Origin of the sequence: Cohnella rhizosphaerae (assembly GCF_029525575.1) — a bacterium.
Lineage (GTDB): Bacteria > Bacillota > Bacilli > Paenibacillales > Paenibacillaceae > Cohnella > Cohnella rhizosphaerae.
The window spans coordinates 1,552,382-1,577,427 of the sequence record NZ_JAPDIA010000008.1; the positions used below are offsets into that span (position 1 = coordinate 1,552,382).

A 25,046-nucleotide genomic window follows, 5' to 3' on the forward strand; every position below is an offset into this window, starting at 1 on the left:
AAACGGAGTATGCCCATGCTGAGCAACCCCCCCGACCAACAAAATGAAAATGACGCCAACGATAAACAATCCAGCGGAAACTTCAGATACGTCGACCAGTTCCAAGCGCGTGTCCTCCCTGTTTCTTAACGCACCCTCGCGGTATTCGCAAAAGTGCCGATGCTAGCATTATAGCGAATTCAGGTACGATTGAACACGCTTGCCGCGCTCATTCTCCGATAAACAGCTCGACTTCGCCTTGCCTGGGCGGCTTGCGACTGAATACGACGACCCATTTCCCGTTTTTCCAGACCACCCTTCCCGTCTTAGGCAAGACGAGGCAGGGCAGCTTCAGCGAAGCGGTCGCCTCGCCGGGCAGGCCGGATACGCGCAGCCTGTCGGCCGTCGCGTACATGCGGATGGCGCCGCGGTCCGTGCCCGGCGGCGGCTTGATCGTCGCAACGACGCGCTTTTGCTCCTTTCGCGCCTCCATTTGCGGACTGGCTGTGACGTAGGCTTCAGGCCCGACGCCCGCGGAAGCGGCCGTCTTTTCCCCCGAATTGCCGAATCCGAGCTTTCGTATATAATCGTTAAGCCACGAATGATCTTGATGTTCCCATTGCTTGACCAAGTCCCACGGCAGATCCTTGCCGAGCAGTTGGCGGATCGCGCGCCAATCGGGAAGCGGCCCTTCATCGAAAAATGACATGGATTGCGCCCTCCCTCCCAGGTAAAACGTTGCTGCGGCCATCGCGCGCGGCGCGGCGCACCGACGTTTGTCAATCAACATCAGCTTATGCGGGCCTGGGCGAGGGCGTGCGGAAACCCTGCGAACGGGAACATCTGGGCTCCTGCCTTCATACAATACGACATGACCATTCAAAAGGGAGTCGTTGCCGCATGCCCAGCATCGTAGGAGCTGTCAAAATCGTCAGCATCGGCTCCAGCGGCGTCGTTCAATTCGGCGACTGTTTGCAGATCACGCCTACGAGCACGACAAAAACGTTCGCAGGCGCAGGCTCCTTCGTTACCGGAGACTTTCCAAGAACGAATAGCATCAGCTCGACCAATACGAACGATCAAGATCTTGCCGACTCTTCGGAAGCGCAAGTCGGCGGCAACTCGGGGGTCGTCTAAATGTCCTTGACCATTTATCAGCACATCGCGATCGGGCAACTGCGCGTCGACGCCGTTTCCAATTCATCCGTCTTGCAAATCGGCAGCGCCGGAAATATACAATCGCTATCCCAGCTTTACAATACCGGCGGATTCACCGAGCCTGCCGCCCAGCTGACGGAAGAGACCGTCGCGAACGCCGATTCGCCGCTGGCGCTCGTTCCTTTGCCGAATCCGACCTGATCGGCCGCCGAATCGCCTCGGCTCCGCTCTCGTATCCTGCACCCCAAAGGAGGAATCGATCATGAACGCCGTGTGGTACTATCCCTCTCAAGGACAGGTGTGCGACGAGATCGCCAAACGGCTGCAGACGCTCGAAGCTCAAATGCAAGCGGCAACCGACCGGATCGGAAGCTATGAGCAGCAGATCGCGACGCTGACGCAACAGCAGACGCAGATGCAAGCCCAAATCGCGGAGCTGCAAACCCGTGTCGAGGACCTGCAGCGCAAGCCGCCCGTACACGTCGAATATCATTTCGACCAGCTCAAGGTCAGCAGACTCGACGGCACGCTGAATATCGGTCTCAGCCCGAACGGCCAATCGGGCGTCGACGCGTTCGACGTGCCTACGCCCGGAATGTGGCAGACGCCCGCAGTCGGCCAGGAAGGGCCCGAGCCGCAAATCCCGGGTCTGCTCAGCGAAGGGGCCGAATTTATGAACGGAGAAGCGCCGGCGAATCTGTCCGCGCTCGCGGCCCAGAACGGTCTCGACTTCCAGCCTTCGGAGCTGCGCGCCGTGACGGAGGACGTGAAGGCGCAGCTAGGGGCGAGAATCCAGTATTATGCGCGGACGATGCCCCTGCCCGAGAAAGCCGGAGATCGGGAGCTCGCGGCGTGGCGGCAAAGCGTGATGGATAAGGTGAAAAAGGATATCCTGACCGCATTCGACAGCTATGTGCGCAGACGAGCCGCCGAAGCCGCCGGACAAAGGAGAAGCTGACATGGCGACGTTCGACCAAATGAACGTATACAACGAACCCGTTCGGATCGGATCCATTCGCATTCTTGGCGTGTCGAGCTCTTCGTCGCTCCTGATCGGCGATACGCAGAGCATGACGCTCTACTCCTATTTCGATACGCCGCCGGAGTCCGTGATCGTCGGTCCGCTGGCGCCGCTGCCGGCGCTGCCCGAGGAAGGAGAATAACCGATGAGAAGCCGCGTATCCGCCGTCGGATTCGTTGACGTCAACACCATCTCCAATGCCGGCGTCCTCGAGATCGGGGACAATCGGGACGGCGCGAAGCTGAATTCCCGCGTATTGGCGGTTCAGCGGTCCCTCGCGACATTCGGCAGCGACGAATTTCGCTTTGAATTTTACGCGCTGTTCGCCAGGCCGCTTCCGGCGGCGCCTCCCCCTTCGGGAACGTCCGCATTCTTTTTTTCCGCCTGCGCGCCGATCGAGATCGGCATCGTGGACGTTACCGGCGTCTCTGCCGCATCCCACGTCCGCATCGGCTGCGGCGGTCCCGAGACCGCCGAGACGCGGATCGTCAATATCCGCAATCGGATCCCGGGTATCCAGCCACAGGCCCAAGCCGAAGCCGATAATAAATAATGCGTTGCCTTCGTAAACGGGCGAACGCACAAGCCGCCCGCCGTCCTCCGCATATGATGACTGTGTGATCGCTCATCACATAAACCATATCGGGAGGTTGTTACTATGGGATACGCAGTAGCAGGCGCAGGTTGCGGACACGGCGGCGGCGCCATGGCAGGTGCAGCGTTCGCGCTGGTACTCTACGTACTGCTCGTCATCATTCTTAAAGCCGGCATTTTCTAATCGACTTGCGGCGAAGCCGCGCCAGATTAGATAGCGTAAAAAAGCCTCCGGTCCGCATTCGCTGCGGCCGGAGGCTTTTGAACGTTCATAAGCGCCGTTATAGGCTGCGGCACCGCGACGTTCATTAGCTGCCTGGCGATATCTGTCCGAGCTTCAGCGACAGCTGGAGCTGGAGCCTGTCTTCGGGATCGTCGAGCGACACGCCCAGAATATTCTGGATTTTGTCGAGCCGATAGACGATCGTATTGTAATGCGCATACAGCTTCTCGGACGTCAGCTTGATATTGCCGTTGCATTTGAAAAACATTTCCAGCGTCTCCGCCAGCCGGCCGCCGCCCTTGCGGTCCGCCTGCTGCAGCGGTGCCATATAACGGCGCAAAAATTGCTCGCGCTCTTCGCCGCCCGGGATCAAGTAGAGCAGCGCGTATACGCCAAGGTTATCGTAGGAAACGACTTCGCCCGCCAGACCGCAAACTTCTGCGACCTGCTTCGCCCTTTTCGCTTGCGACAGACTGGTCGGCAGCAGCTCCGGCGTTTCGACCGGGCGGCCGACGAACAGCCTGAGCGCCGGCAATGCGAGCTCCCCCGCGAAGCTCGCCGAGCAGCCCCCGAAGCTGCGCTTCCGCGCTCGTTTCGTCCCGGTCTCTTTCGCCGCCGTCGGACAAAATCAGGACGAGCTCGCCGCCATAAGCCGCCGCGAGCAGCTCGCTTCCCGGCCGCCGCCCCCCTGTCCGGAGCCGGCGGGCCAGATCCGCAGCCTTGCCGTCCGCTTCATCGCTCCCGGCTTCCGCCAGGCCGACCACCGCGACGGACAGCGGGCCGGCCCGGTTCAACTCGCATCCGCACACCTCCGCTCGCGCCGTCCAATCCCTTTCGGAGACGATTTTACCCGCCAGCCAGTCTTGCAAAAAAAGCTCGAGGTATTTTCCTTCAACCTCTCTCACCGCATCGATATTGGCCATCTCCAAATCCAAAAACGCCGACAGACGCGTCAGCATCAGCATGTCCAAAGCCGTGACCGAACGGTTGAGCTCGAAGAGCGCGATAGCGGTCGGATTCGTCAGGCGATTCGCGATCCAATGGATGTATACGCTTCTTCCGTCGTCAGTGCCGACAAAGCCGGAGGCCGACGATCGCTCCCCTTCGCGCCTCACGTAAGCCGCGGCCTCAGCAACGAGCGGCGCAGCGTCAGGCGCGCCGAGCCCGCGCGACCGCCACTCGCCATCACGGCTTCTGAGCACGGCGATCGGATTGCCCAGCGTTTCTTCGATCGCGTCCAGCGCCTGCTGGAGACTGCCGCCCTCCAACAGCAAACGCGAAACCCTGCCGATCGTCGACCGCAGATCGGCCAACTGATTATAATCGTCGGCCTGCAGTCGGTTCGGAGCCGCGCGTTCTTCTGCCATTGCCGACGACAGCTCTTCCTTGGGTTCGGTGATCGGAAAGCTGACGCGGGTCGGCCTGTTATCGGGATTGGCGTCTTTATGAGACATTGCCGCCATATCGCTCCCCTCCTTTGCCAGAACGGTTTTTCTTCGAATTCATACACCTGCTTCTTTGTGTTATATTTTATAACATATAATATGAATTGTCTGCTTGTTTTCATTATTTTGATTACTATTTTATGAATATCTTAATAATATGTTATTTTTATTAACACAAAATACCCTAAATAATTTCCTTAATTTTTAATTCGTAGAGTAGAGAACTGAAATTTCATCGGAGGGCGCAAGCCCTCCTTTTACTTTTCCAGCTCCCCCCTGCATCAAACCGGACGTGAGGTTTTCCCTCATCCGGCTTTCCGATGTTCTTCGTCCTTCAGCGTTACGGTACTTTCTTTAGCTGGCGAGTTTCTTTAGTCCTGCTAACTGTGCCGCCATGGCGGCTTGCTTGGACTTCGCGTGTTTCTTACGACGGTTGCGCTTCTTGTTCCAGAACAGCGTGAGGCGTTTTCGGATGTACCAGTCGATTTTGTTTAGGAACGGGGCGGCAAAGGAATCAAGCCCGTAGTAGTTCTTCCACCCCTGAATCTTGGGGTTCAGTTCCGCCACCATCTGGTTCATCGTCCAGTACAGGCGGTTTCTCGGCTCGGTCGCTTCTTTCACCTTCTGTCTCATGCTCTTCATGGCCTTCTTGGACGGGTAACTGCGGAGGATAGACACCGTTTTGTTCCCTTTCAGCTTCTTCGGTATTTTCCGGTGATGCATCCCCAGAAAATCGAATCCCTGTTTGTCGTCCCACAGGTTGATGAGCTTCGACTTTTCCCTGTTCATCTCGACTTCCAGCTTTCCGAATACCGCCTTGAGCACGTCAATCGCTCTTAGCGCTTGTTCCTTGGTTCTGCACAGGATCACCAGATCATCGGCGTATCTCACCATCGTTCCCGTCTCTGCGAACTTCTTCTCCCAGATGGTATCCAGGTAGTTCAGATACAGATTTGAAAGTAACGGGGAGATGACGCCCCCCCTGCGGACTTCCCAAGTCGGTTTCGTGAAACTGATCATCCTTCACGAAACCTGCTTTCAGCCACTGCCGAATCAGCTTCAGCACCCTTCGGTCACTGATCCGCTGCTCCACCAGTTGCATCAGTTTGTCATGGGCAATGTTGTCAAAGTAGCCGCGAATATCGATGTCGACCACCCAGTAGACGCCTTTCTTCACCGCTCGGCGGATATGCCGAATCGCCCCATGCTGGCTGCGCTTGGGTCTGAATCCGTACGAGCAGTCTTTGAAGTCGGCTTCGAAGATGGGCTCCACCACGATTTTCGTCGCCATTTGCACGACTCTGTCCCGGATCGCCGGAATGCCCAGCGGCCGCATCTTGCCGTCCGCTTTCGGAATCTCCTTGCGTCTTGCCGGTAGTGGGCGATATTCCCCTTTCCTGAGCGTCGTCTGGATTTCGTCCACAAATCGTTCTTCGCCGATGACTTTCACGATGTGGTCGATGGTCATTCCATCTACCCCACCGCTTCCGCCGTTTCCTTTGACCCTCTTCCATGCTTCCCATAGGATGTCGCTGCGGTGCACCTTGTCGTATAACGCATGAAATCGCCGCCGCGGATTTTCCTTGGCTGCAAGGCTTAGTGCTTGTTGGAGTTGTCGAGCTTTTACTTTGGTGTCGTTAGCAGGTTGAGCTGCATTCACTGACTCTTACCTCCTCCAAGTACATGAACAAAGCAGGGGCCCTTCCCTCCATGAGGTTTTGTTGTCCTCACTTCATCGGTACTATGGCCCCCTCCGACTCCCTTCCCGCAGCTCGCCACTTCGCCTTTCGGGCTTATAGGTCTGCTCCTTACGAAAAAAAAATTTCGTGCGGGGGGGAGGGTCTCCCTAGTTCCAGACACAACTTTCTCGGCATGCCGTTCCCCGTACACCGGAGAGTTCTTCCGCGCTGCGCTTCCAAGGGCTTCACGCGTTCCATGGCCTTCGCCCATGTGTCCGGGGCTCGGCTCTCTCTTGTCCCTTTCGGGTCTTTTTTGACGGTGCGGCAGGATTCACTTCATGTTACGGCCTGTCGATTTGCTCGCACTCCAAGGAGTTACTTTGTCACGGGGCTTCAACCTTAGGATCTCTCCACCAGTTGCCCGTCAGCTACGAGGCGACTTGGCTCTTACCTCGACCGGACTTGCACCGGCTAGTTGTGCCTAGCTTGGCTAGGCGCGCCACACAAAACATTCATGATCCTGCCGGGTCACAGGCTATGATGAATATCTCATCGTAGCCTTTTTTTAGTGATTTCTAAGATACTGAAGTTGACCAGGTCAAGTTCGTGGTTTTTTTGCGGTGGATCTTACCCCGAACACAAAACTGAATGGACAACCTTCGAAGCACAGGCTATTGGACTGCGAGTCCGGATAAAAAATTTTCACGTTTCAGGTTGTCTTCCTGGTTTTCATGATGGAAAGGAGCGCATGGGTATGCTTGAAGCCATTCTAGAGCGTTGTGCTGGACTGGACGTGCACCAGGAATCCGTCGTCGCTTGTGTGCTGTCCGGTCCGCTTGACCAAAAGCCCAAGTGCGAAATTCGCACGTTTGGCACGATGACCGACGAACTGCTGGCCCTTGGCGAGTGGCTGTCGGAACAAGGTTGTAGTCAGGTCGCCATGGAAAGTACCGGCGTGTACTGGAAGCCCGTTTGGAACGTGCTGGAATCCTTCGATTTCGATCTGCTGCTTGCCAATGCACATCATATCAAGAATCTACCCGGCCGTAAGACCGACATCAAGGATGCTGAATGGATTGCCAAGCTGCTTCGCTGCGGTTTGATCGAGAACAGCTTCGTCCCCCCCGGTCGATATTCGCGAATTGCGTGATCTGACACGATACCGCAAGAAGTTGGTCCAGGAAGCGACAGCGGAGAAAAACCGCATTCACAAGCTGCTGCAGGATGCCAATGTGAAGCTGACCTCGCACATGTCCGACATCTTCGGCGTTTCCGGCCGCCTGTTGCTCCAGAAGATTGTGGATCACGAGGTCATCACGATGGATTTTCTGGAGACGCACATGAAGGGTGCGCTAAGGCATAAATCTCCCAAGCTGCTTCAATCGCTTAACAGCCGCCTTCGCGCTCACCATCGCAGCATGATCCGTATGTCCTGGGAGCATTTGCAATACATCGAGTCCTCCATCGCTCAGATGGAAACGCATATTCGCAACTACACCAAAGACAAAGAGGAGAGCTTCAACCTGCTGCTGACCGTACCGGGAATCAACGAAAACGCGGCGGCCGTGATCTTGGCCGAAATCGGAACGGACATGAGTCAATTCAAAAGCGACCACAGTCTGGCAGCTTGGGCAGGTATGAGTCCGGGCAATCACGAGAGTGCGGGTAAAAAAAACGGCAGCGGGCAAGGTCCGGAAACAGTCAACTAAAAGCGATCCTTTGCGAATGTGCTTGGGCGGCCTCGATGACACGAAATACAAGGCTTTCTGCCCGTTATTGGTCGTGGGTAAAACGACTGGGCAAGAAGAAAGCGTTGGTTGCGCTGGGCCATACTTTGCTTCGAATCGTCTATCACCTCCTGCTTCATCGCCGTCCGTATCAAGAGTTGGGACCCGATTACCTGGATCGGCATCGCGCTGAACGTCAGCTTCGCAAGCAGTCTCAAATGATTAAACAGCTTGAAGAAAGCGGCTTTTCCGTCACCAAATTGGCTTAATGAATGCTGACTCTACAACCCCCTAAGAACTTCCAAATCGGCAGTTCTATTTTTGCATGCGCGTCGAAGGCAGTACGTGCATGGCGATATTCATAAAAAAAAAAGCCGTCTTAACGGCACGCGCCGCTAAGACAGCCTCTCGACCCCAGATCGCCATTTCATTCCTGTCAAGGATACATCGGATTGCCGCAATCCTGGCAAAATCTCGCTTCCTCCGGCATTTCGGCCCCGCAAGCCGTACAAACGTGAACGACCGGCAGGACCGGCGCCGGCTCGGGCTCGTTCGCCGCAGGCTCGTCTTCGGGCACGGAGCGGCTTGCGGCCCAAGCTTCTTCGCCGGATTCGGCCTCCGGATAAATATCGATCGCCGACGCGCGAACCGGCTCCGCATCCTCGGACAATACGGACAGCTCGCCGCCGTCGGGCGCTTCCGCCGCCGGAACGGGCGCCGGCTCCGGGAACGGCTTGCCGCAAGCCGGACAAAATCGAGTCTGGAACGGGACGCGCTGACCGCACTCGCATTCCTTTTCATTGCGCAGCTCGCGAATCCGATCCTCCAAAGCGCCGATCTCGCGGTCCTTGTCCGCAATCGACTGGCAGGCCGGGATCACCTCGGTCTCCGCCCTGGACAGATCGCCGGCAAGATAAGCCTTATATACAGCTTCGCCGATATCGTTATATTGACGTTCGATCTCCTTGCGCTTGCCCGCGATTTGCGAGTGAAGCTTGGTGATCTCAACGGTCTGCTGGGCCTTCTCCGTGGCGGTGCTGACCCCTTTGCTGACTGTCTCCGTTAACTTTTTGAAGAAACTCATGAATTCCGCCTCCTAGACTCGAGCAACTGTAACTATGTACTATGATAACCTGCCGGCCCCGTCCCCGGCAACGCCGTCTCGCCCGTACCCGCGATGCATGCCGAGTCCGTAAAGCGACAAGTAAACGATCAGGATAAGCATGCCGAACAAGATCGTCAAGATCGCGCCGTTCGAATTGATGCCGCCGATGACGCTGTTGGCCAGTCTGAACGGACTGAAGACGACGTCCCAGCTGTTGAGCCGGATGACTCTCCCCAAGTAGACGCCGAAGCCGCCGAGAAACGAGACGGCTACGATGAACAGCCATCCCGCCGAATTGCCGAGATGCCCGGAGACGAGACGATGGAACTGCCGCATCGACAGGTAACCGAGCAGCAATCCGCACCAGGCGAAAAGAAAAAAGACGATCAGATCGTACCAGAGTATCAGAGATTCGGTGGACTGACGCCAGCTATAGGCCGGATTCATGATCAGATGGATCAAATCGGTCGTCAAGTACGGCGCGTTCGGGTAAAGCAGCAGCCAGCCGACGCCCAAAACGAGCAGCAGTCCGCCGCGCGCGGCCGGCATCTTCGTCAGCGCGCGATCGGCGCCAGCCGCGGCCATCGACACAAGCAGCGGAAGCCAGGCCAGGAAAAGATTCCAGAGCAGGAACCGATAGCGCGCGTCGCCGACCTGCGCTTCCCTGACGACAAGCATGAATAGACAAAGCAGCGAAGTCCCGCAAAGAATCAAGAAGGCAGGCGTAATCAATGGCTCGGCAGAAGGACGAGGTTGGGTTCGAATCATGAATATGGCACTCCTTTCGCGCTTCGTCACTTACCTATTTACACCGAACGGCCGGAAAAAGTTTCGTTTTCGGTCAAAAACGAAAAAGCCATCCCCCGGCGTCGGAGGATGGCAGTCGATCTTTCTAGCGAACTCGCCGAAGCGCCTTACACGGCGCTCCCCTTCGCAGCGCTCGACGCGAGCTCCTCGTGCTTGCGAACGTAAAGGCACACGGTCTTGATGTAGGTCGCATGCGACCAAGTGAGCGGCGCCACCGAAAGCGGCGTCCCTTGCGTCGGATGGATCTGCTCCGGCATGTTGCCGCCCTCGAGCGTCGAACGGACGATTTTCTCTAAAGTGACGCGCGGCGCCTCGAGATCCGCCAGGCTGGTCGCGGTCTCGATCTGGAAATATGCGACCCACAGCGTGCAAATGATCCAAGGGTTGCCGGGCACGCGCTCCAGATCGTCGGATTGCTGAAAATAGTAATCGTTCGTGTACCTGGCGATGCCGCCGATGTCCGTCTTGATCGACAGACCTTGCTGGATCGCATGCATCGTGCGGACGACGCGGTCGTCGTCCGCGGGCAGAACGCCGAACTCGAACAGACCGAACACGCTGCTCTCGAGCGTCATATCCTTTTCCCATTTGCCGTCCCGAAGCGCGAGCCCCCGCGCGAATCTGCCCGACGCTTCGTCCCACAGATGCGTCAGCATGCCGAGCTTGATTCGCTCCGCCACGTTGCGGTAACGGTCGCTGCGCTCGTAATCTCCGAACAGATCGGCGAAGTACGCGGCTCCCATCAAGCCGCCGTAGACGGAGGACGCGGTGTACGTCCAGATGCCGTAGCGCTCCTCCCACAGATCGTAGCTCGGCAGCGGCAGGCCGAGCGAAGGCTCGATGTAGTCGCACAAGAAAGATGCAGCCTTGCGCACGAGGCTCGGATAGAGCGACTGGGGCAGCTCGATCTCGCCGTGCCGTTCGTAATCCTTCCAGAGCGCGAATAGAACGAGGGCCGTCTCGTCCTCCTGGATCGGCAGCCGGGGAATGCCGTGCACGACGTACGGATGCCAGCTGGAGCCGACCGTGCCGTCCGGGTTGTACTTATGATATAAGTAGCCTTCGGGCGCAAGCGCGTCATTGCAGAAGTGGAAAAACGGCGCGACCGTGCCGTGATAACCGGCCAGCGACATCGCGTCAGCGATCAATGCGCCGTCGCGCGGCCACATGTAGCTGTAGTGGTCGCGGTTGTATTGCAGAATATCGGTATCGTTGGCGGCCATGATGGCGCCGCGTTCGTCGATCTGCGTGCGCACGATGAGCAGGCTGTGCTTGAACAGGCGCACGACTTCGGGCGGCAGATCGCCGAACTGGTACTGCGTGCCGACCTTCGTCAGCCAATGGTTCCAATAGATGACGATGCGGCTCAGCAGCTTCTCCGGATCGCTCTCCAGCACATACTGGTCGAGGCGTTTGACTTCCTCCAGATCGCTGCCGACGGACATCCAGTAATACAGGGAACTCTCGGCGCCGCCCTGCAGCTCCACCCTGAAGCTGATCGTGCTGTCCACGGAGCCTTGGGCGATCGCGTTGCCCATCAGTTCGCCGTCCTCGGCGTCGCGCCAGGTTCCTTCGGCCGAGTGGAATCGCTTGATGCCGGTCGTGAACTGGTAGATGCCCCCGGTTTGGGAGCGGCCGTTGAACATGAAGTAGGAGGAACGCTTGTAATGGAACACGGTACGATTCATCGGATAGTAAGCCGCCGTGTCGCCGACCTCGTTGCCGTCGATCATCAGATCCTGATGGAAGAACACGCGCACGTCCTTCGGTTCCCCCGTCAAATTGCGAACGACGACGCGCTTCATGTAGATGCTCTCCCGCTGGTGAATCCCGTCGTTGACGTACAGCTCGAGGCCGAGTCCGTCGTGTCTTGCGATCACGTTCGTGACGAGCGAATTTTCGATGTAGCCGAGCTCGATGCGCCAGGAAGGATCGTCCAGCCAGACGAAAGCGCCGTTGCACCAGATGCCGAACCGGCATTGCTGACCGCCGATATGGTTGAGCTGACCCACGAACGGGAAATAAAGATCGCGGATGAAGCAATGATCGTCCAGGTTCATGAGCATCTTGCCGTTGCCGATTACGAGATGTCGGGCCATGCCAGCATTCCCCTCTCCTATTGGGCCGCCTTCGCTGCGGACCGCCCTCTATTTAACGAGTTCTCTATATAATAGTTCGTATTGCTTGGCCGAGCTACCCCACCCATAGTCCCGCTTCGCGCCGTTCGTGACGATCCGCTTCCACGCTTCGGGCTCTTCCCGGTAAAACCGGAGCGCGCGCCGCACGGTATAGATCAGATCGTGCGCGCTGGCAGGACCGAAGGTGAAGCCCGTGCCTGTGCCGGCGAATTCGTTGAACGGCTCTACCGTATCCTTGAGCCCGCCCGTCTCCCGCACGATCGGCACGGTCCGGTAGCGCAGCGAGATGAGCTGGCTCAGGCCGCAAGGTTCAAAGCGGGAGGGCATCAGGAACAGGTCGGACGAAGCGTAGATTCGTCTCGCAAGCCCTTCGTTGAAGCCGAACCAGACCGCGAGCCGCCCCGGATACCGGTTAATCGCCTCGCCGAGCATATGCTCGAAGTGCGGATCGCCCGACCCGAGCACGGCGAGCTGGGCGCCTTCGTCCATCAAGGCGGGAAGGCTGTCCAGTATCAGGTCGAAGCCTTTTTGCCCGACCATCCGCGAGACGACGCCGATCAAAGGCGCGTCGGGGTCCTCGGCGAGCCCGAGCTCCCGCTGCAGCGCCGGTTTGTTCTGCCTTTTTTTGGCCAGCGAATCCCTGTACCGTACGTGCAGCGCAGGATCGGTCATCGAATCGTACGATTGCGTGTCGATGCCGTTCAGAATGCCGACCAGATCGCCCGCCCGCTGGCGGAGGACGCCGTCGAGCTTTTCACCGTATTCGGCCGTCTGAATCTCCAGCGCATAGGACGGGCTGACGGTCGTCAGCTTGTCCGCGAAGCGAAGCCCCGCCTTCATGCAGCTCGCCGCGCCGTAAAATTCAAGTCCGTCGCCCGTAAAGGCGTCGTCGCCGACGGAGAGCAGATCCTGCAGCAGCTCGCGCGAAAAGACGCCCTGATACTGCAAATTGTGAATCGTAAACACCGTCCGCACGCGCTGCACGGCCGGCTCGTAGGCGTACCTGGTGCGGAGCAGAAACGGCACGAGTCCGGTCTGCCAGTCGTGGCAATGCACGACGTCGGGCAGCGACGGCTCCCGCAGCATCGCTTCAACGGCCGCAAAGCTGAAAAAAACGAAACGCTCCGCGTCGTCGCCGTACCCGTACGGCGATTCGCGCCTGAAGTAGAACTCGTTGTCGATCAAAAAGGAAACGCACGCCGTCGGCCTTAACCTCGAACAAGCCGCAATATTCTCTGCGCCATCCCATCGTGATATAGTAATAGCCCTTGAACGTCGCGTTTTCCAGATAAGCTTCGGGTATGCTCCCGTATTTGGGGAGGACGACGGTCACGTCGATGCCGCGACCGCCGAGCGCCTTGGGCAGCGCCCCGATGACGTCCGCGAGCCCCCCCCGTCTTGACGAGAGGGACGCCCTCGGACGCCACGAACCAAACGTTCATGGAACACCTCCGATTTAGATGATTTTGCGCTTCAGCGCGATATATGGCAGATCGGAAGCGCCCATCAGCTGCTGGTCGCTGCGGATCTCCACTTCCTTGTCCAGAATGCAGTTCGACAGCAGCCCATGCTCGCCGATAACGCCGTTCTGCATGACGATCGAATTGCGCACGACCGCATCCTTGTGCACCTTGACGCCGCGGAACAGAATGCTGCCTTCCACGCGACCTTCGATATCGCAGCCGTTGGCGATAAGCGAGCCGGTCACCGAGGAGCCGGCGCGATAGCGCGTCGGCGGCTCGTCCTTCACCTTGGTGAAGATCGGACCGGGCTCGAAGAACAGCTCGTTCCACACGTTCGGATCGAGCAGCTCGAGGCTGTGCTTGTAATAGGAGGGGATGTTGTTCACGACGCCCAGGAAACCTTCGTGCATGTAAGCGTCGACCTTCAGCTCGCCGAGCCGCGGCATGACGGCGTGCCGGACGAAGTGGTCTTTGCCCTGCGCGAGCGACGTGTCGACGAGGTCGAGCAGCAGCTCCTTGCGCAGGACGTACATTTCCATCGAGACGACGTCGCTCGCGAGCCTGCCAAAGTGATCCTGCATGTCGACGATCCGGCCGTCGGCGTCCAGCTTCGCCTTGCGCGTCAGACCCGTAGCCGCTTCGGGCCATTCCTTGCATACGACCGTGATGTCCGAGCCGCGGGCGCGGTGCTGGTCGAGAACCTTGGCGAAGTCGATGTTGCATACCATATGGCTGCGCGCGACGACGACGTATTCGAGCGGGCTGCGCGCGAAGTAATCCCGGTGCCGGTAAAATTGATACAGGTCGCCCTTGCCGAAATCGGACTGGTCCTCAATGGACGGCGGCAGGACGAACAGGCCGCTCTGCTTGCTGTGCAGATCCCAGTTGCTGCCCGAGCCCAAATGATCCATCAGCGAGCGGTACTTGGTATGGGCGAACACGGCGACTTTGTTCATGCCCGAATTGACCATGGAGGACAGAACGAAGTCGATCAAACGGTAGCGGGCGCCGAAAGGCACCGTGGCGAGGCAGCGGGCGCTCGTAAGCGGGCCCATATCCTCGGTCTCGTGAATCAAATTGATGACGCCCATAAGCGGCAGTTTCATCAGGACTTCGCCTCCTCGAGTTTGGCTTCGGCTTCGATGCGGTCGCCGCTGCCGACGACCGCGATCTCGGCGGCGTCCGCGCTCCCGATGACGCAGCCGTCGCCGACGAAGGCGCCGTCGCCGACGATCGCGCGCACGATCCGCGCGTTTTTGCCGATCTTCGCGTTCGGCATGATGACCGAATCCTCGATGAAGCTGCCTTCGCCGACGGTGACGCACTGGAACAGCACCGATCGGTTGACGGTGCCTTCGACGACGCAGCCCTCGTTGATGAGCGAGCTCTGGACGCTCGACGTCGGCGACAGGTAGTGCGCCGGCATGTTCGGATTGACGGAATAGATGCGCCAGGAACGGTCGTTCAGGTTAAGCGCAGGTTCGTCTTCCAGCAGATCCATATTGGCCTCCCAGAGCGAATCGATCGTCCCGACGTCCTTCCAGTAGCCGTCGAAGCGATGGGTGAACAGGCGCGCGCCGTCCTCGAGCAGCGTCGGAATGATATCCTTGCCGAAGTCGTTCGAAGAGCCTTGCGTCGCCTCGTCGCGAATCAGCGCCTCCTTCAGTACCTTCCAAGAGAAAATATAGACGCCCATCGACGCGAGGTTGCTATTCGGCTGCTTCGGTTTTTCCGCGAATTCGACCACCCTGTCGTCCTCGTCCACGCTCAGAATGCCGAATCGGCTCGCCTCGGCCCACGGCACGGTGATGACCGCGATCGTCGCGTCGGCGCGATTGCGCTTGTGAGACTCGAGCAATTCGTCGTAGTCCATTTTGTAGATGTGATCGCCGGAAATGATCAGCACGTACTCGGGATCGTAGCCTTCGATGAAGCCCATGTTCTGGTAGATCGCGTTCGCCGTTCCTTTGTACCACGTGCCGCCTTTGGAGCGGACGTACGGCGGCAGGACGTGCATCCCGCCGCCTCTGCGGTCGAGCCCCCACGGGCTGCCGATGCCGAGATATCGATTAAGCACGAGCGGCTGGTATTGGGTCAGGACGCCCACCGTATCGATCCCTGAGTTCACGCAGTTGCTGAGCGTAAAATCGATGATTCTGTACTTGCCGCCGAAGTGCACGGCGGGCTTCGCAAGGTCCTTGGTCAATACGCCGAGCCGGCGGCCTTCGCCGCCCGCCAACAGCATGGCAATGCATTCGCTTTTATGCATCCTGCTCTCCCCGCTCTCCTTGAGAATGTGCCAGACTTGCTAGTCCTCCACGGACGCATCCGGCTCGAAGAGCAGGAACGTCAGCGGAGGCAGTACGACCTCCATGCTGAAGGGCTGGCCGTGCAGCGGACTTCGCTCCGCCTTGAACCTGCGGGGCATCGCCGCGCCGGAGCCGCCGTAGTCGGCGGCGTCGCTGTTCAGCGCCAGACGGTATGACGCGCCCGACGGCACGCCCAGGCGAAAAACCGGATGCGCGGCAGCCGAAAAGTTGCAGACGGCCACGAGATGCGTTTTTCTTTTTTTCCGTACCGGATATAGGAAAGCACGCTTTGAGCGGCATTATCCGCATCGATCCAATTAAAACCGTCGGGCGAGTGATCCTGCTCCCACAGCGCGGCCTCGTTCCGGTACACGGACCCGAGATCGCGCGTGAATCGCCGCATCGAATCGTGCAGCGGGTATCGGAGCACAGGCCAATCGAGCTCGCCCAGGTCCTTCCACTCGTCGTACTGCCCGAACTCGCCGCCCATGAACAGCAGCTTTTTGCCCGGATGGGTCATCCAGTAGCCGTAGAAAAGCCTTAAGTTCGCAAATTTCTCCTCGTAAGCGCCAGGCATTTTGTTCAGCAGCGACCGCTTGCCGTGCACGACTTCGTCGTGGGACAGCGGCAGAACGTAGTTTTCGGCGTAAGCGTACATCATCGAGAAGGTCGCAAGATTGTGCACATGGGGCCGATGCGCCGGCTCGGTTTCCATATACTTCAGCATATCGTTCATCCAGCCCATGTTCCATTTGTAATTAAACCCCAGCCCGCCCAGGTATACGGGAGCCGTCACGCCCGGCCAGGCCGAGGAATCCTCGGCGATGACGAGCGCGTTCGGATAATAACGGAACACGACCTCGTTCAGCTTGCGGATCCAGGCGAGCGCGTCGAGGTTTTCGGCGCCGCCGCGCTTGTTTTTCGTGTGCATCTCGGGCGGCTTGTCGAAATTAAGGTCGATCATGCTGGCTACGGCATCCACGCGGATACCGTCGATATGATACACGTCCATCCAGAAGAGCGCGTTCGAGATCAGGAAGCTCTGAACCTCCGGCCGTCCGAAGTCGAACGCCAGCGTGCCCCAAAGCGGCTTCTCGGCGACCCGCCAATCGCCCGGCTCGTAGAGCGGCTCCCCGTCGAAGCGGCGAAGTCCGTGATCGTCCTTGCAGAAATGGCCGGGCACCCAATCCAGAAGCACCCCGATCCCGCGTTGGTGACACCGGTCCACGAGCTTTTTGAGTCCGTCGGGATGTCCGTATCTGCTGGTCGCCGAATAGTAGCCGGTCGTCTGGTAGCCCCAGGATCGGTCGAACGGGTGCTCGGTGAGCGGCAAAATCTCGATATGCGTATATCCGTTGTCCGCGACATAATCGACGAGTTCGCCCGCGAGCCGCTCGTACGTCCAGAATTGCTCGGGGCCGTCGATTCGCCAGGAGCCCAGATGGACCTCGTAGATGAGCATCGGCCTTTCGTAAGGCTTGCTTCGGCCCCTCCTCTCCTGCCAAAAATGATCTTCCCACGAATAATTATCCAAATTCGCCACGATGGAAGCGGTCCCCGGGCGAAGCTCCGAAAAAAACGCGAAGGGATCGGACTTGAGGAAGCTTCGTCCGGCGGCGTCCACGATCTCGTACTTGTATGCCGCCCCTTCGGCGATGTCCGGAAAAAAAGCCTGCCAGACCCCGGTCGTGCCGGAAGGCGCGAGCGGGTGCGCTTCGCCTCGCCAGCCGTTAAAATCGCCGGCCAGCCTGACTTCGCGGGCGTGCGGGGCCCATACGGCGAATCTCGTGCCGCGTGCGCCTTCCCGTTCGCAAGGATGCGCGCCGAAAGCGCGATAAGCGCGAAACAATTCTCCGTTGTTGTACAAATACAGATCATGCTGCGATACCGATGGCGTACCGGTCGTCATATCGGAACCTCCTTGGCGGACGAGGCGGCGGAATCGCCAATCGCGTCATTTTTTTGTCAATATTCCTCACATAATTAAACGTTATTACGTTTATTATAGAGGAATATCCCTGCCTTTTCATCCGTCTTTTCCAAAAATTTTTCCGAAACGGGCAATAAAATAACCTCCCGCGTCAGTCCCATCCAAAGGATCGGCAGGGGGGAGGCCAAGGAAGAAGCTTGTTTCGACCATCGCATATCGCTTTTCGCCTATCGATTAAAGAAGGAGGCCTTTTCCTTGAGCGTCAGCGACTTCGCCCGCAGCGACTCGGACGAGGCGGCGATCTCCTCCATCACCGCCGTCTGCTCCTGCGACGCGGAAGACACCCGCTCGGCGCCGCCGCGAATCTCGCCCGCCGCCTCGGCCACCCGGCGGGCTTCGCCGAGCGTCCGGCACGCCTGCTCGGCTTGCTCCGACATCCGGCTCGCGATCCGCTCGACGATGGCGCCGACCTCGGCGGCTTCCCTGGCCACGGCGCCGAACGCTTCGGCGGAAGCCTTGCCTTGCTCGGATTCGCGCTCCGCCACCCGGGCTTGAAGCCGGATATGTTCGACGCAAGCGCCGACCTCGGCCTGGATCTGCGCGATCAGCTGCCGTATGTCCTTAACCGCGCTCGCGCTCTGCCCCGCCAGCGTCTTGACGGCCTGGGCGACGACGACGAAGCCTCTGCCTTCCTCGCCCGCTCTCGCCGCCTCGATCGATGCGTTAAGCGCGAGCAGGTTCGTCTGCTCGGCGAAGTCGCCGACGACGTTCGATATCGCGCCGATCTTGTCGGCGTTGTCGCGCAGACGGTGTACGATCGCGAGCGCGGCGCGATTCTGCTCGGCGAGGTGATCCATGCCGGACACCATCGAGCTGAATACCGCTTCGCTCCGCACGACCGTGGCGTTCATGCGCTCGGTCTTTTCTTTCGCCGCCGCGGCGCTCTCGTCGGCGATCCTGGCGGCTTCGGACAGCCGTTCGGCCGACGCCTGCATCGCCTCGGCGGAGGCGAATTGCCGCTCCGTGCCTTCGGTGATCCGCTCGGCATGGCGGGACATCTCTTCGATCTGAAACGCGGCTTGGGAGATGGCGTCCTGCAGCTCCGCGGCATGCTGGTCCGTCTGCGCCGAATTGTCCAGGATGCCGCCCGTGATCGTCTTCAGCCTGTCGAGCATGCCCTGGAAAGCCGCCCCGAGCTGCGCCAGTTCGTCGCCGGATCCGCCTGCATGCACGCGGACGCCGAGATTTCCCCGCTCCGCCTCCTGCGCGCCCGCCGTCAGCGACAGCAGCGGACGCAGCAGCCACTTCGCCGCGAAGAAGCCGAACAACCCGGTCCAAAAAAACGCCGAGCGCAAGCGTCAGAAGAACGAATACCCAAAACGGCAAAAAAATCAAAAGTCCCCTTCATTTCCAGCAGCACGAACGCGCTGGTCGCATAAGTAATGCCGGACACCAAAGTGATCCCGACGACCATTTTCGCGACGATCCCCATCCGTTTGTTCATGTCGAAGCCTCCGTCATTCTGTCTAAAAAAGACTATAAGACAAAATTCGACTTCGACCATCCGCATCCTCTTGTCCATTCGGTGACATTCATGCGCCGAACCGTGTCGAATTCGTGTCTGATATTTGTCCGATTCGTGAACAAGAACCACCAACCTTTGTTAGCGCAATGGTGCGCAGCGGACGGACTGAGGAGCCCTTATTTTTTTCTATCGCGCTTGGCGGCGCGTTCGCGGACCCAGTAGCTTCTATTGCGGGGTTGGCGACCTTTTTTTAGCCTGAACTCGGGTAAATAACGACTCTCCAGTCCGAAATGATCGCAATTGTACCGTTATTTACGAAATAGCGTCATCTGAGTCCATCTAAGTCCGGCATCTTCGCTCGGCTTGTCTTCGGTTAATTCCGCAGTTCTCATTGTATCTCCTTTTTTAGATTGCCGCCTAACCTTATCGTAAGGTGAGAAAGTGAAGCCAGCGGGGGCAATGGGACGCCGCCGCTCCTTTTCGCAATCTGCCTGCGCGAGGGATGACCTGCGAATGCCTGCAAGGAAGGGCAGGCATCTCCGCCTCGGCTCGTCCAATCGGTTAAAAAGTTTGCGTCATCCAGCGCTATCCTCTTTTTTCGCCTCGCGCAACGATACGAGAGGGGGCGTAAGGCGCTGTACAATGTTACCTGTCGATTTTATAGCTTTCTCGCACATCGAAAAAACCGCCGGCCTTCAAAGGGCCCGACGGTTCTGATCGCGCAGTTGGATGATCGGGATTAGCGGCCCCAGGCCGCCTGCCCGAACCGAAGCTCGTTCTTGAGCTGCCTTGCGTTCGTCGACGCGTCGATGACGATCGTCTCTATGCCCGCCAGCTCCGCGAAGTCCAGCAGTTGCTCCGTCGTCACCGCGAACGAATATACGGTATGATGCGCGCCGCCGGCCAAAATCCACGCCTCCGCGCCAGCCGACAACGACGGTTCCGGCTTCCACAGGACGCGGGCGACGGGAAGCTTCGGCATCTCGCGTTCGACAGGAACCCCGTTAACTTCGTTGACGATCAGGCGGAAACGCGTTCCCAGATCCACGATCGAAGCGTTCAGCGCCTTGCCGCCCTTGCCGTCGAAGACGATGCGCGCCGGGTCGGCTTTGCCGCCGATGCCGAGCGGATGAACTTCGATGCGGGGCTTCGAAGCAGCGAGCGTCGGGCATACCTCCAGCATATGGGCGCCCAGCACGAGCTCGTTGCCCGGCTCGAAATGGTACGTGTAATCCTCCATGAAGGAAGTGTCTTTGCCGTCCGCGATGATTTTCATCAGACGCGTAAGCGCCGCCGTTTTCCAGTCTCCTTCGCCGGCGAAGCCGTAGCCTTGCTCCATCAAGCGCTGCACGGCCAAACCCGGCAGTTGCTCGAGACCGTGCAGATCCTCGAACGTCGTCGTAAACGCCGTGAAGCCGCCTTCATCCAAAAATCGCTTCATCGCGATCTCCAGGCGCGCCTGATAAGCGATCGCATCGCGCACGGGTCCGGCGGAGCGGCCCGCCTCGACGATCTCGTAGCGCTCGGCGTAGACGCCGAGAAGCGCTTCGACTTCGGCGTCGGTCACCTTGTTGACGTATTGAACGAGGTCGCCCACGCCATGCGTATTGACCGACCAGCCGAACTTGATCTGCGCTTCGACCTTATCGCCTTCGGTCACCGCGACCTGCCGCATATTGTCGCCGAAGCGGACGACCTTAAGCCGCTTGCTCTCGTTCCAGGCGACGGACGTGCGCTGCCAGGCGCCGACGCGGGCATGAACGTCTCCGCTCGTCCAATGGCCGACGACGACCTTGCGGGCGATGCCGAGCCGCGCGCCGATAAAGCCGTATTCGCGGTCCCCATGCGCGGCTTGATTCGTATTCATGAAGTCCATGTCGATCGAATCCCAGGGAATGTCGCGGTTATACTGCGTATGCAGATGCAGCAGCGGCTTGCGCAGTTCCGTCAAACCCGCGATCCACATTTTCGCCGGAGAGAACGTATGCATCCACGTGATGACGCCCGCGCAATCCTCGTCCGCGTTCGCTTCGTTCAGCACGCGGCGAATCTCCTCCGGCGTCGTCACGACGGGCTTGAACAGGATCGGATACGAAACGCGGGCCGACAGCGCTTCCGCGATCTCGCGGGAGTGCGCGGCTACTTCTTCCAGCGTCTCCGGACCGTACAGATGCTGGCTGCCGGTAATAAACCAAAACGCATAAGGCTTCACTTGAAGCATGACGCAACCTCCTTGGATAAAAACGAATGAATTCGAGAACAACCCTACTTGTACGTACCTTTACTTTTCCATCTTACCGAATTCCAGGCTCTTTTTCAACACTTGTATGTACATGTACAAACTCCTAGCCGAACACGAAAACGCCGCCCGAGCCGCTGAATCAGCGGCATGGCGGCGCTCCGGATCGACCCGGCATTCCTTAGAATTCGGGCAGGTTATCCAGATTGTTGTCTTCCCGTCCGTCCGGGTTCGAGCGCAGATGCTCGTCGCCGTCGCGGCCGCGGAAAACGTTGACGTTTTCGATCTGATCGTTTTTGGCCATCTGCTGCGCTTCCTTGTAGCCTACCACTTGGCCCGAAGACAGCTTCAGCTCCACGATGTCGCCATCGCCGTTTTTGCGAACGCCCACGACCTGTTCACGATCCGTCATGTCTTCCACCTCCTGTCGAGGTTAGCATGCCGCCGAGCGAATCTATTTATTCGCCTCGCCGTTTATGCGCCCAATCTCCGCTCAGCTTTTCCCGGCTACGATCATGACGCCGCGACCGGGCACTTCTACACGCCCTGGCGCGTCGGCGCCGGTCAGCAGTTCGGTGCCGTTCACGTCGAACTTGACGACGGCAGGCTCCGGATTGTGGTTCAACAGGAACAGGAAGCGATCGTCGCCCTTGACGCGCACGGCCGACTCTACGCCCGCCGGCGCGCTGACGAGCGGCAGAATCCCTTTATCCTCGCACAGCTGCCCGAGCAAATCCTCGAGGAAGGAGGCTTCGGGACTCGTCGCAACGTACCAGGCCTCCCCCCTCTCCGAAGCGATTCACCGTTACGGAAGGCATGCCCGCATAAAAGTCGCGGCCGTATTCGGCGACGACCTGCGCGCTCTCGGCATGGATCAAGTCGCACAATATTCCGCATTCGTAACTGCCCGACAAGCGGCCTTGCCCGGCGTCCTTGACGACGATCGCGTTTTTCGTGTCCGGGAACAGCGCGTCGATCTCTTCCGCCCAGATGCCGAGCAGCTTGCGAAGCTCCCCCCGGATAGCCGCCGACCGTGACGATGTCGTTTTCATTCACGATGCCGCTGAAAAACGTCGTCACGAACGTGCCGCCGGCCGCCGTAAACGCTTCGGCCCGCTGCGCGAAGCCCGGCTTGACCATATAAAGCACCGGAGCGATGACGATGTCGTACGCGCCAAGATCGTCCTCTACCCCGATCATATCGACAGGGATGTGCTGCTTGAACAAGGCATCGTAATATTTGTGCACTTCGTCGACGTATTTCAGATGCACGGTCGGTCCGCTAGACAGATCGAGCGCCCAACGGTTTTCCCAGTCGAACAAGATCGCCACGCGCGCGCCGCTTCTGGCATCGAGCAGCTTGTCGCCGAGACGGCCGAGCTCCGCGCCCAGCTCTGCGCATTCGCGGAAGACGCGGGTATGCTCGTGCCCGACGTGCTCGATGACGGCGCCGTGATACTTCTCGCAGGCCCCGACCGAACGGCGAAGCTGGAAAAACATGACGGTATCCGCGCCGCGCGCGACAGCCTGATAGCTCCATAGCCGCATGACGCCGGGACGCTTCAGCGAGTTGACCGGCTGCCAGTTCTGCTGGCTCGGCGTTTGCTCCATCAGCATGAACGGCTGCCCTTGCCGCAATCCGCGCATCAGGTCGTGCGTCATGGCGGTCAGGCTGACCGGCGTATCGAGCGAAGGATAGTTGTCCCAGGAAATGACATCGAGGTACGGCGCCCATTTAAAATAATCCAGCTCCGGATACAAGCCCATCAAGTTGGTCGTGATCGGCAGATGCGGCGTATGCTTCTTGATCTCGTCGTATTCGATGCGATAGCATTCGAGCAAGCTGTCGGACATGAAGCGGCGGAAATCGAGGGAAATGCCCTGGAAATTCGTCCGGTTGCCGTCCCACTCCTCGCTCAGCGCATTCGGCAGCACGATCTCTTCCCAATCGTAAAACGTATGCCCCCAAAACCGGGTGTTCCAGGCTTTGTTAAGGGCGTCAAGGGTGCCGTAGCGCGCCTGCAGCCACGTCCGGAAAGCCGCTTCGGACTGCTCGCTGTAATCGTAGCCGCCGTATTCGTTGGAAATATGCCAGATCAGTACGGCAGGATGATCTTTGTAGCGCTCCGCGAGCTTGCCCGCAAGCGCTTTGGCGAAACGGCGGTAGACCGGACTGTTCGGATTGGAGTTGTGCCGTCCGCCGAACTTCCGCTTGCGGCCATGATAGTCGACCCGGGTCACCTCCGGATACTTGCGGGCCATCCAGGCGGGATGCGCGCCCGTGCCCGTCGCCAGACAGACGTACACGCCGTTGCGATAGAGACGGTCTATCGTCTCGTCCAGCCACGCGAAGTCGTAGGTGTCTTCGTCCGGCTGAATCAATGCCCAGGAAAATACGTTGACGGTCGCGACGTCGATGCCGGCAAGCTTGAACATCCGATCGTCTTCGGCCCACGTCTGCGCGTCCCATTGTTCCGGATTGTAGTCTCCGCCATACCAGATTTTCGGCAGTTTATCGTTGATCATGCGCGCGCACTCCTTTTATCATATAATTATATCTTCATCTTATCCCACTCCGGGGTCCGGCAAAATATAATCATCTCCCGATTCGATATAAGAAATCAACAGGATGTGCGATCATATGCAAACTTACAGAAGATTCGCGATACCGCCCGGGCAGACGGGCCACCTCCCTTTGTTCGTCGAGACGATCGGAACGGTGCGCGAGGAAGGGAAAATCGCCCGCGCGACCGGTTATCCCTATTACCACTGGCTGCAAACGTTGAGCGGCGAAGGCATTTTTGTCGTCGATGGACGCAAATACAGCCTGCCGGCCGGATCGGGCATCCTGGTGCCGCCGGAAACGGCGCATATGTACGAGCCTGCAGCGGAGGCTTGGGAGACGGCTTACTTGACGTTCGGCGGAACAGCGGCAGCCGCGATGCTCATCGCGCTCGGCCTTATCGAGCCCGTGCCGGTTCGTTGGGAAAAGGAATCTCCTCTGGAAGGTTACCTGGAGCGAATGCTGGATCGCATCGAGGCCGACGACGATCCCTTCGGCCTGGAGGCGTCCGCGGACGCCTATCGTTTCCTGCTCACCATGCGGCGTCACGGCCGATCGGGCAGACAGGATTCCGTCGAACGCGCCTCGGAGCGGCTGCGGCCGCTCATCGAATGGATGGATCTGCGCTATGCCGATCCCGATGCCGGCCTGGCCGACATGCGAGCCGTGCTCGGCATGCCCCCGAGCACGATGAACGAACTGTTCCGGCGAGCGTTCGGCCAGTCTCCCTACGAGTACTTCATCGATCTGAGGATCCGCAAGGCGAAGGAGATGCTGATCGGCCGGCCCCAGGAGAAGGTCGCGCGGGTCGCGACGCTCGCGGGCTTCCGCGATACGAGCCACTTCGTCGCCACGTTCAGGCGCAAAACCGGGCTGCCGCCGGACAAGTTCAGGCAGCTGTACAAATAAAACGCGGTATCCCGCCGATCAGGCTGCATAGCCTGGAGCTTGGGGATACCGCGTAAATGGAGATGAAGCCGGTTCTGCGATTTGAAAAGATTGGCGATGTCGCGCATCGTAAGGCATGCCGCGATGCGCTTTGCGGACAGATAACGATGCCGATGCCGATGCCGATGTCGATGTCGATGTCGATGTCGATGTCGTGCATTTTAATTCGCGCGCATCGCCAGTGAGGGAAACG

27 protein-coding genes and 2 pseudogenes are annotated in these 25,046 nt (G+C 58.9%); 11 read left to right on the forward strand and 18 right to left on the reverse strand.

From position 1 onward, the window contains the following. Positions 1–208 precede the first annotated feature (208 nt). Positions 209–688, reverse strand: a complete 480-nt coding sequence (locus tag OMP40_RS30935; protein ID WP_277537025.1) for a hypothetical protein — start codon at positions 686–688, stop codon at positions 209–211. A 191-nt stretch (positions 689–879) separates the two neighbouring features. On the opposite strand from OMP40_RS30935, the gene OMP40_RS30940 reads away from it, so the two are divergent. From OMP40_RS30940 to OMP40_RS30965, 6 genes are all read left to right on the forward strand, one after another. Next, the gene (locus OMP40_RS30940; RefSeq protein WP_217592626.1) at positions 880–1,116 is read left to right on the forward strand and encodes a spore germination protein; all 237 of its coding nucleotides are present in this window, start codon (positions 880–882) and stop codon (positions 1,114–1,116) included. Continuing rightward, entirely contained in the window at positions 1,117–1,338 is a 222-nt protein-coding gene (locus tag OMP40_RS30945) for a spore germination protein GerPB (RefSeq protein WP_217592625.1), read from the forward strand. A gap of 61 nt (positions 1,339–1,399) precedes the next feature. After that, the gene (gerPC, locus tag OMP40_RS30950) at positions 1,400–2,095 is read left to right on the forward strand and encodes a spore germination protein GerPC (protein ID WP_277537029.1); all 696 of its coding nucleotides are present in this window, start codon (positions 1,400–1,402) and stop codon (positions 2,093–2,095) included. 1 nt (position 2,096) lies between these two features. Continuing rightward, a complete protein-coding gene (locus OMP40_RS30955) occupies positions 2,097–2,300 on the forward strand; it encodes a spore gernimation protein GerPD (protein ID WP_277537031.1) in 204 nt (67 codons plus the stop codon). A gap of 3 nt (positions 2,301–2,303) precedes the next feature. Then, positions 2,304–2,711, forward strand: coding sequence for a spore germination protein GerPE (locus OMP40_RS30960; protein ID WP_277537033.1), 408 nt, complete (start codon positions 2,304–2,306; stop codon positions 2,709–2,711). A 105-nt stretch (positions 2,712–2,816) separates the two neighbouring features. Continuing rightward, positions 2,817–2,936: a sporulation protein YjcZ gene (locus OMP40_RS30965; RefSeq protein ID WP_277537035.1), complete on the forward strand. Its 120-nt coding sequence runs from the start codon at positions 2,817–2,819 to the stop codon at positions 2,934–2,936. A 124-nt stretch (positions 2,937–3,060) separates the two neighbouring features. Here the strand turns inward: OMP40_RS30965 and OMP40_RS30970 are convergent, their stop codons facing one another. The 4 genes from OMP40_RS30970 to OMP40_RS30985 all read right to left on the reverse strand — a co-directional run bounded on the left by OMP40_RS30970 (position 3,061) and on the right by OMP40_RS30985 (position 6,080). Beyond that, positions 3,061–3,303, reverse strand: a complete 243-nt coding sequence (locus OMP40_RS30970) for a helix-turn-helix domain-containing protein (protein WP_277538142.1) — start codon at positions 3,301–3,303, stop codon at positions 3,061–3,063. A gap of 70 nt (positions 3,304–3,373) precedes the next feature. Then, positions 3,374–4,438, reverse strand: a complete 1,065-nt coding sequence (locus tag OMP40_RS30975) for a hypothetical protein (protein WP_277537037.1) — start codon at positions 4,436–4,438, stop codon at positions 3,374–3,376. 336 nt (positions 4,439–4,774) lie between these two features. After that, entirely contained in the window at positions 4,775–5,314 is a 540-nt protein-coding gene (locus OMP40_RS30980) for a group II intron maturase-specific domain-containing protein (RefSeq protein ID WP_420872061.1), read from the reverse strand. Further along, positions 5,295–6,080: a reverse transcriptase domain-containing protein gene (locus OMP40_RS30985; protein ID WP_277537039.1), complete on the reverse strand. Its 786-nt coding sequence runs from the start codon at positions 6,078–6,080 to the stop codon at positions 5,295–5,297. Before OMP40_RS30985 ends, OMP40_RS30980 begins: the two co-directional genes overlap by 20 nt. A 773-nt stretch (positions 6,081–6,853) precedes the next feature. Between OMP40_RS30985 and OMP40_RS30990 the strand changes: the two genes are divergently transcribed. The 3 genes from OMP40_RS30990 to OMP40_RS31000 are packed head-to-tail and all read left to right on the forward strand — an operon-like array spanning position 6,854 to position 8,095. Next, positions 6,854–7,249 (forward strand): IS110 family transposase, encoded by a 396-nt coding sequence (locus OMP40_RS30990; protein WP_277532978.1) that lies wholly within the window; start codon positions 6,854–6,856, stop codon positions 7,247–7,249. Then, positions 7,242–7,808: a transposase gene (locus OMP40_RS30995; RefSeq protein WP_277531187.1), complete on the forward strand. Its 567-nt coding sequence runs from the start codon at positions 7,242–7,244 to the stop codon at positions 7,806–7,808. Before OMP40_RS30990 ends, OMP40_RS30995 begins: the two co-directional genes overlap by 8 nt. 35 nt (positions 7,809–7,843) lie before the next feature. Next, entirely contained in the window at positions 7,844–8,095 is a 252-nt protein-coding gene (locus OMP40_RS31000) for a hypothetical protein (protein ID WP_277528396.1), read from the forward strand. Positions 8,096–8,262: 167 nt separating this feature from the next. Here OMP40_RS31000 and OMP40_RS31005 read toward each other — a convergent pair whose 3' ends face one another. The 13 genes and pseudogenes from OMP40_RS31005 to OMP40_RS31060 all read right to left on the reverse strand — a co-directional run bounded on the left by OMP40_RS31005 (position 8,263) and on the right by OMP40_RS31060 (position 23,868). Then, complete coding sequence (locus OMP40_RS31005) at positions 8,263–8,910, reverse strand: zinc ribbon domain-containing protein (protein WP_277537040.1); 648 nt, start codon at positions 8,908–8,910, stop codon at positions 8,263–8,265. A gap of 39 nt (positions 8,911–8,949) precedes the next feature. Beyond that, complete coding sequence (locus OMP40_RS31010) at positions 8,950–9,699, reverse strand: DUF1361 domain-containing protein (protein WP_277537042.1); 750 nt, start codon at positions 9,697–9,699, stop codon at positions 8,950–8,952. A 146-nt stretch (positions 9,700–9,845) separates the two neighbouring features. Next, entirely contained in the window at positions 9,846–11,837 is a 1,992-nt protein-coding gene (locus tag OMP40_RS31015; protein ID WP_277537043.1) for a glycoside hydrolase family 15 protein, read from the reverse strand. Positions 11,838–11,885: 48 nt separating this feature from the next. Further along, positions 11,886–13,318, reverse strand: a pseudogene (gene glgA, locus OMP40_RS31020) (glycogen synthase GlgA). 14 nt (positions 13,319–13,332) lie between these two features. Further along, positions 13,333–14,445: a glucose-1-phosphate adenylyltransferase subunit GlgD gene (gene glgD, locus OMP40_RS31025; RefSeq protein ID WP_277537045.1), complete on the reverse strand. Its 1,113-nt coding sequence runs from the start codon at positions 14,443–14,445 to the stop codon at positions 13,333–13,335. After that, entirely contained in the window at positions 14,445–15,608 is a 1,164-nt protein-coding gene (locus OMP40_RS31030; protein WP_277537047.1) for a glucose-1-phosphate adenylyltransferase, read from the reverse strand. Before OMP40_RS31030 ends, glgD begins: the two co-directional genes overlap by 1 nt. A 39-nt stretch (positions 15,609–15,647) precedes the next feature. Beyond that, on the reverse strand, positions 15,648–15,890 hold the full coding sequence (locus OMP40_RS40695) for an alpha amylase C-terminal domain-containing protein (protein WP_338131284.1): 243 nt from the start codon (positions 15,888–15,890) through the stop codon (positions 15,648–15,650). After that, entirely contained in the window at positions 15,806–17,557 is a 1,752-nt protein-coding gene (glgB, locus tag OMP40_RS31035; RefSeq protein WP_338131285.1) for a 1,4-alpha-glucan branching protein GlgB, read from the reverse strand. Before glgB ends, OMP40_RS40695 begins: the two co-directional genes overlap by 85 nt. Positions 17,558–17,805: 248 nt before the next feature. Further along, positions 17,806–18,906: a methyl-accepting chemotaxis protein gene (locus OMP40_RS31040; RefSeq protein ID WP_277537049.1), complete on the reverse strand. Its 1,101-nt coding sequence runs from the start codon at positions 18,904–18,906 to the stop codon at positions 17,806–17,808. Beyond that, on the reverse strand, positions 18,855–19,142 hold the full coding sequence (locus OMP40_RS31045) for a hypothetical protein (protein ID WP_277537051.1): 288 nt from the start codon (positions 19,140–19,142) through the stop codon (positions 18,855–18,857). Before OMP40_RS31045 ends, OMP40_RS31040 begins: the two co-directional genes overlap by 52 nt. Before the next feature lie 700 nt (positions 19,143–19,842). Then, entirely contained in the window at positions 19,843–21,324 is a 1,482-nt protein-coding gene (araA, locus tag OMP40_RS31050; protein ID WP_277537053.1) for an L-arabinose isomerase, read from the reverse strand. A 199-nt stretch (positions 21,325–21,523) separates the two neighbouring features. Then, a complete protein-coding gene (locus OMP40_RS31055; protein WP_277537055.1) occupies positions 21,524–21,754 on the reverse strand; it encodes a DUF3892 domain-containing protein in 231 nt (76 codons plus the stop codon). A gap of 81 nt (positions 21,755–21,835) precedes the next feature. Then, positions 21,836–23,868: pseudogene (locus OMP40_RS31060) on the reverse strand (beta-galactosidase). A gap of 115 nt (positions 23,869–23,983) precedes the next feature. Here OMP40_RS31060 and OMP40_RS31065 point away from each other — a divergent pair. Together OMP40_RS31065 and OMP40_RS31070 are read left to right on the forward strand one after the other, a co-directional pair. Then, positions 23,984–24,814, forward strand: coding sequence for an AraC family transcriptional regulator (locus OMP40_RS31065; protein ID WP_277537057.1), 831 nt, complete (start codon positions 23,984–23,986; stop codon positions 24,812–24,814). Between the two features lie 56 nt (positions 24,815–24,870). After that, positions 24,871–25,038, forward strand: coding sequence for a hypothetical protein (locus OMP40_RS31070; RefSeq protein ID WP_277537059.1), 168 nt, complete (start codon positions 24,871–24,873; stop codon positions 25,036–25,038). The last annotated feature ends 8 nt before the right edge of the window (positions 25,039–25,046 follow it).

What these genes read in the sequence shown, in the direction of transcription:
- OMP40_RS30935 (WP_277537025.1), bottom strand. Translation starts at nt 688, where the DNA reads ATGTCATTTTTCGATGAAGGGCCGCTTCCCGATTGGCGCGCGATCCGC.
- OMP40_RS30940 (WP_217592626.1), top strand. Translation starts at nt 880, where the DNA reads ATGCCCAGCATCGTAGGAGCTGTCAAAATCGTCAGCATCGGCTCCAGC.
- OMP40_RS30945 (WP_217592625.1), top strand. Translation starts at nt 1,117, where the DNA reads ATGTCCTTGACCATTTATCAGCACATCGCGATCGGGCAACTGCGCGTC.
- gerPC (WP_277537029.1), top strand. Translation starts at nt 1,400, where the DNA reads ATGAACGCCGTGTGGTACTATCCCTCTCAAGGACAGGTGTGCGACGAG.
- OMP40_RS30955 (WP_277537031.1), top strand. Translation starts at nt 2,097, where the DNA reads ATGGCGACGTTCGACCAAATGAACGTATACAACGAACCCGTTCGGATC.
- OMP40_RS30960 (WP_277537033.1), top strand. Translation starts at nt 2,304, where the DNA reads ATGAGAAGCCGCGTATCCGCCGTCGGATTCGTTGACGTCAACACCATC.
- OMP40_RS30965 (WP_277537035.1), top strand. Translation starts at nt 2,817, where the DNA reads ATGGGATACGCAGTAGCAGGCGCAGGTTGCGGACACGGCGGCGGCGCC.
- OMP40_RS30970 (WP_277538142.1), bottom strand. Translation starts at nt 3,303, where the DNA reads ATGGCACCGCTGCAGCAGGCGGACCGCAAGGGCGGCGGCCGGCTGGCG.
- OMP40_RS30975 (WP_277537037.1), bottom strand. Translation starts at nt 4,438, where the DNA reads ATGGCGGCAATGTCTCATAAAGACGCCAATCCCGATAACAGGCCGACC.
- OMP40_RS30980 (WP_420872061.1), bottom strand. Translation starts at nt 5,314, where the DNA reads ATGGTGAGATACGCCGATGATCTGGTGATCCTGTGCAGAACCAAGGAA.
- OMP40_RS30990 (WP_277532978.1), top strand. Translation starts at nt 6,854, where the DNA reads ATGCTTGAAGCCATTCTAGAGCGTTGTGCTGGACTGGACGTGCACCAG.
- OMP40_RS31000 (WP_277528396.1), top strand. Translation starts at nt 7,844, where the DNA reads ATGACACGAAATACAAGGCTTTCTGCCCGTTATTGGTCGTGGGTAAAA.
- OMP40_RS31005 (WP_277537040.1), bottom strand. Translation starts at nt 8,910, where the DNA reads ATGAGTTTCTTCAAAAAGTTAACGGAGACAGTCAGCAAAGGGGTCAGC.
- OMP40_RS31010 (WP_277537042.1), bottom strand. Translation starts at nt 9,699, where the DNA reads ATGATTCGAACCCAACCTCGTCCTTCTGCCGAGCCATTGATTACGCCT.
- OMP40_RS31015 (WP_277537043.1), bottom strand. Translation starts at nt 11,837, where the DNA reads ATGGCCCGACATCTCGTAATCGGCAACGGCAAGATGCTCATGAACCTG.
- glgD (WP_277537045.1), bottom strand. Translation starts at nt 14,445, where the DNA reads ATGAAACTGCCGCTTATGGGCGTCATCAATTTGATTCACGAGACCGAG.
- OMP40_RS31030 (WP_277537047.1), bottom strand. Translation starts at nt 15,608, where the DNA reads ATGCATAAAAGCGAATGCATTGCCATGCTGTTGGCGGGCGGCGAAGGC.
- glgB (WP_338131285.1), bottom strand. Translation starts at nt 17,557, where the DNA reads ATGACGACCGGTACGCCATCGGTATCGCAGCATGATCTGTATTTGTAC.
- OMP40_RS31045 (WP_277537051.1), bottom strand. Translation starts at nt 19,142, where the DNA reads ATGGTCGAAGTCGAATTTTGTCTTATAGTCTTTTTTAGACAGAATGAC.
- araA (WP_277537053.1), bottom strand. Translation starts at nt 21,324, where the DNA reads ATGCTTCAAGTGAAGCCTTATGCGTTTTGGTTTATTACCGGCAGCCAG.
- OMP40_RS31055 (WP_277537055.1), bottom strand. Translation starts at nt 21,754, where the DNA reads ATGACGGATCGTGAACAGGTCGTGGGCGTTCGCAAAAACGGCGATGGC.
- OMP40_RS31065 (WP_277537057.1), top strand. Translation starts at nt 23,984, where the DNA reads ATGCAAACTTACAGAAGATTCGCGATACCGCCCGGGCAGACGGGCCAC.
- OMP40_RS31070 (WP_277537059.1), top strand. Translation starts at nt 24,871, where the DNA reads ATGGAGATGAAGCCGGTTCTGCGATTTGAAAAGATTGGCGATGTCGCG.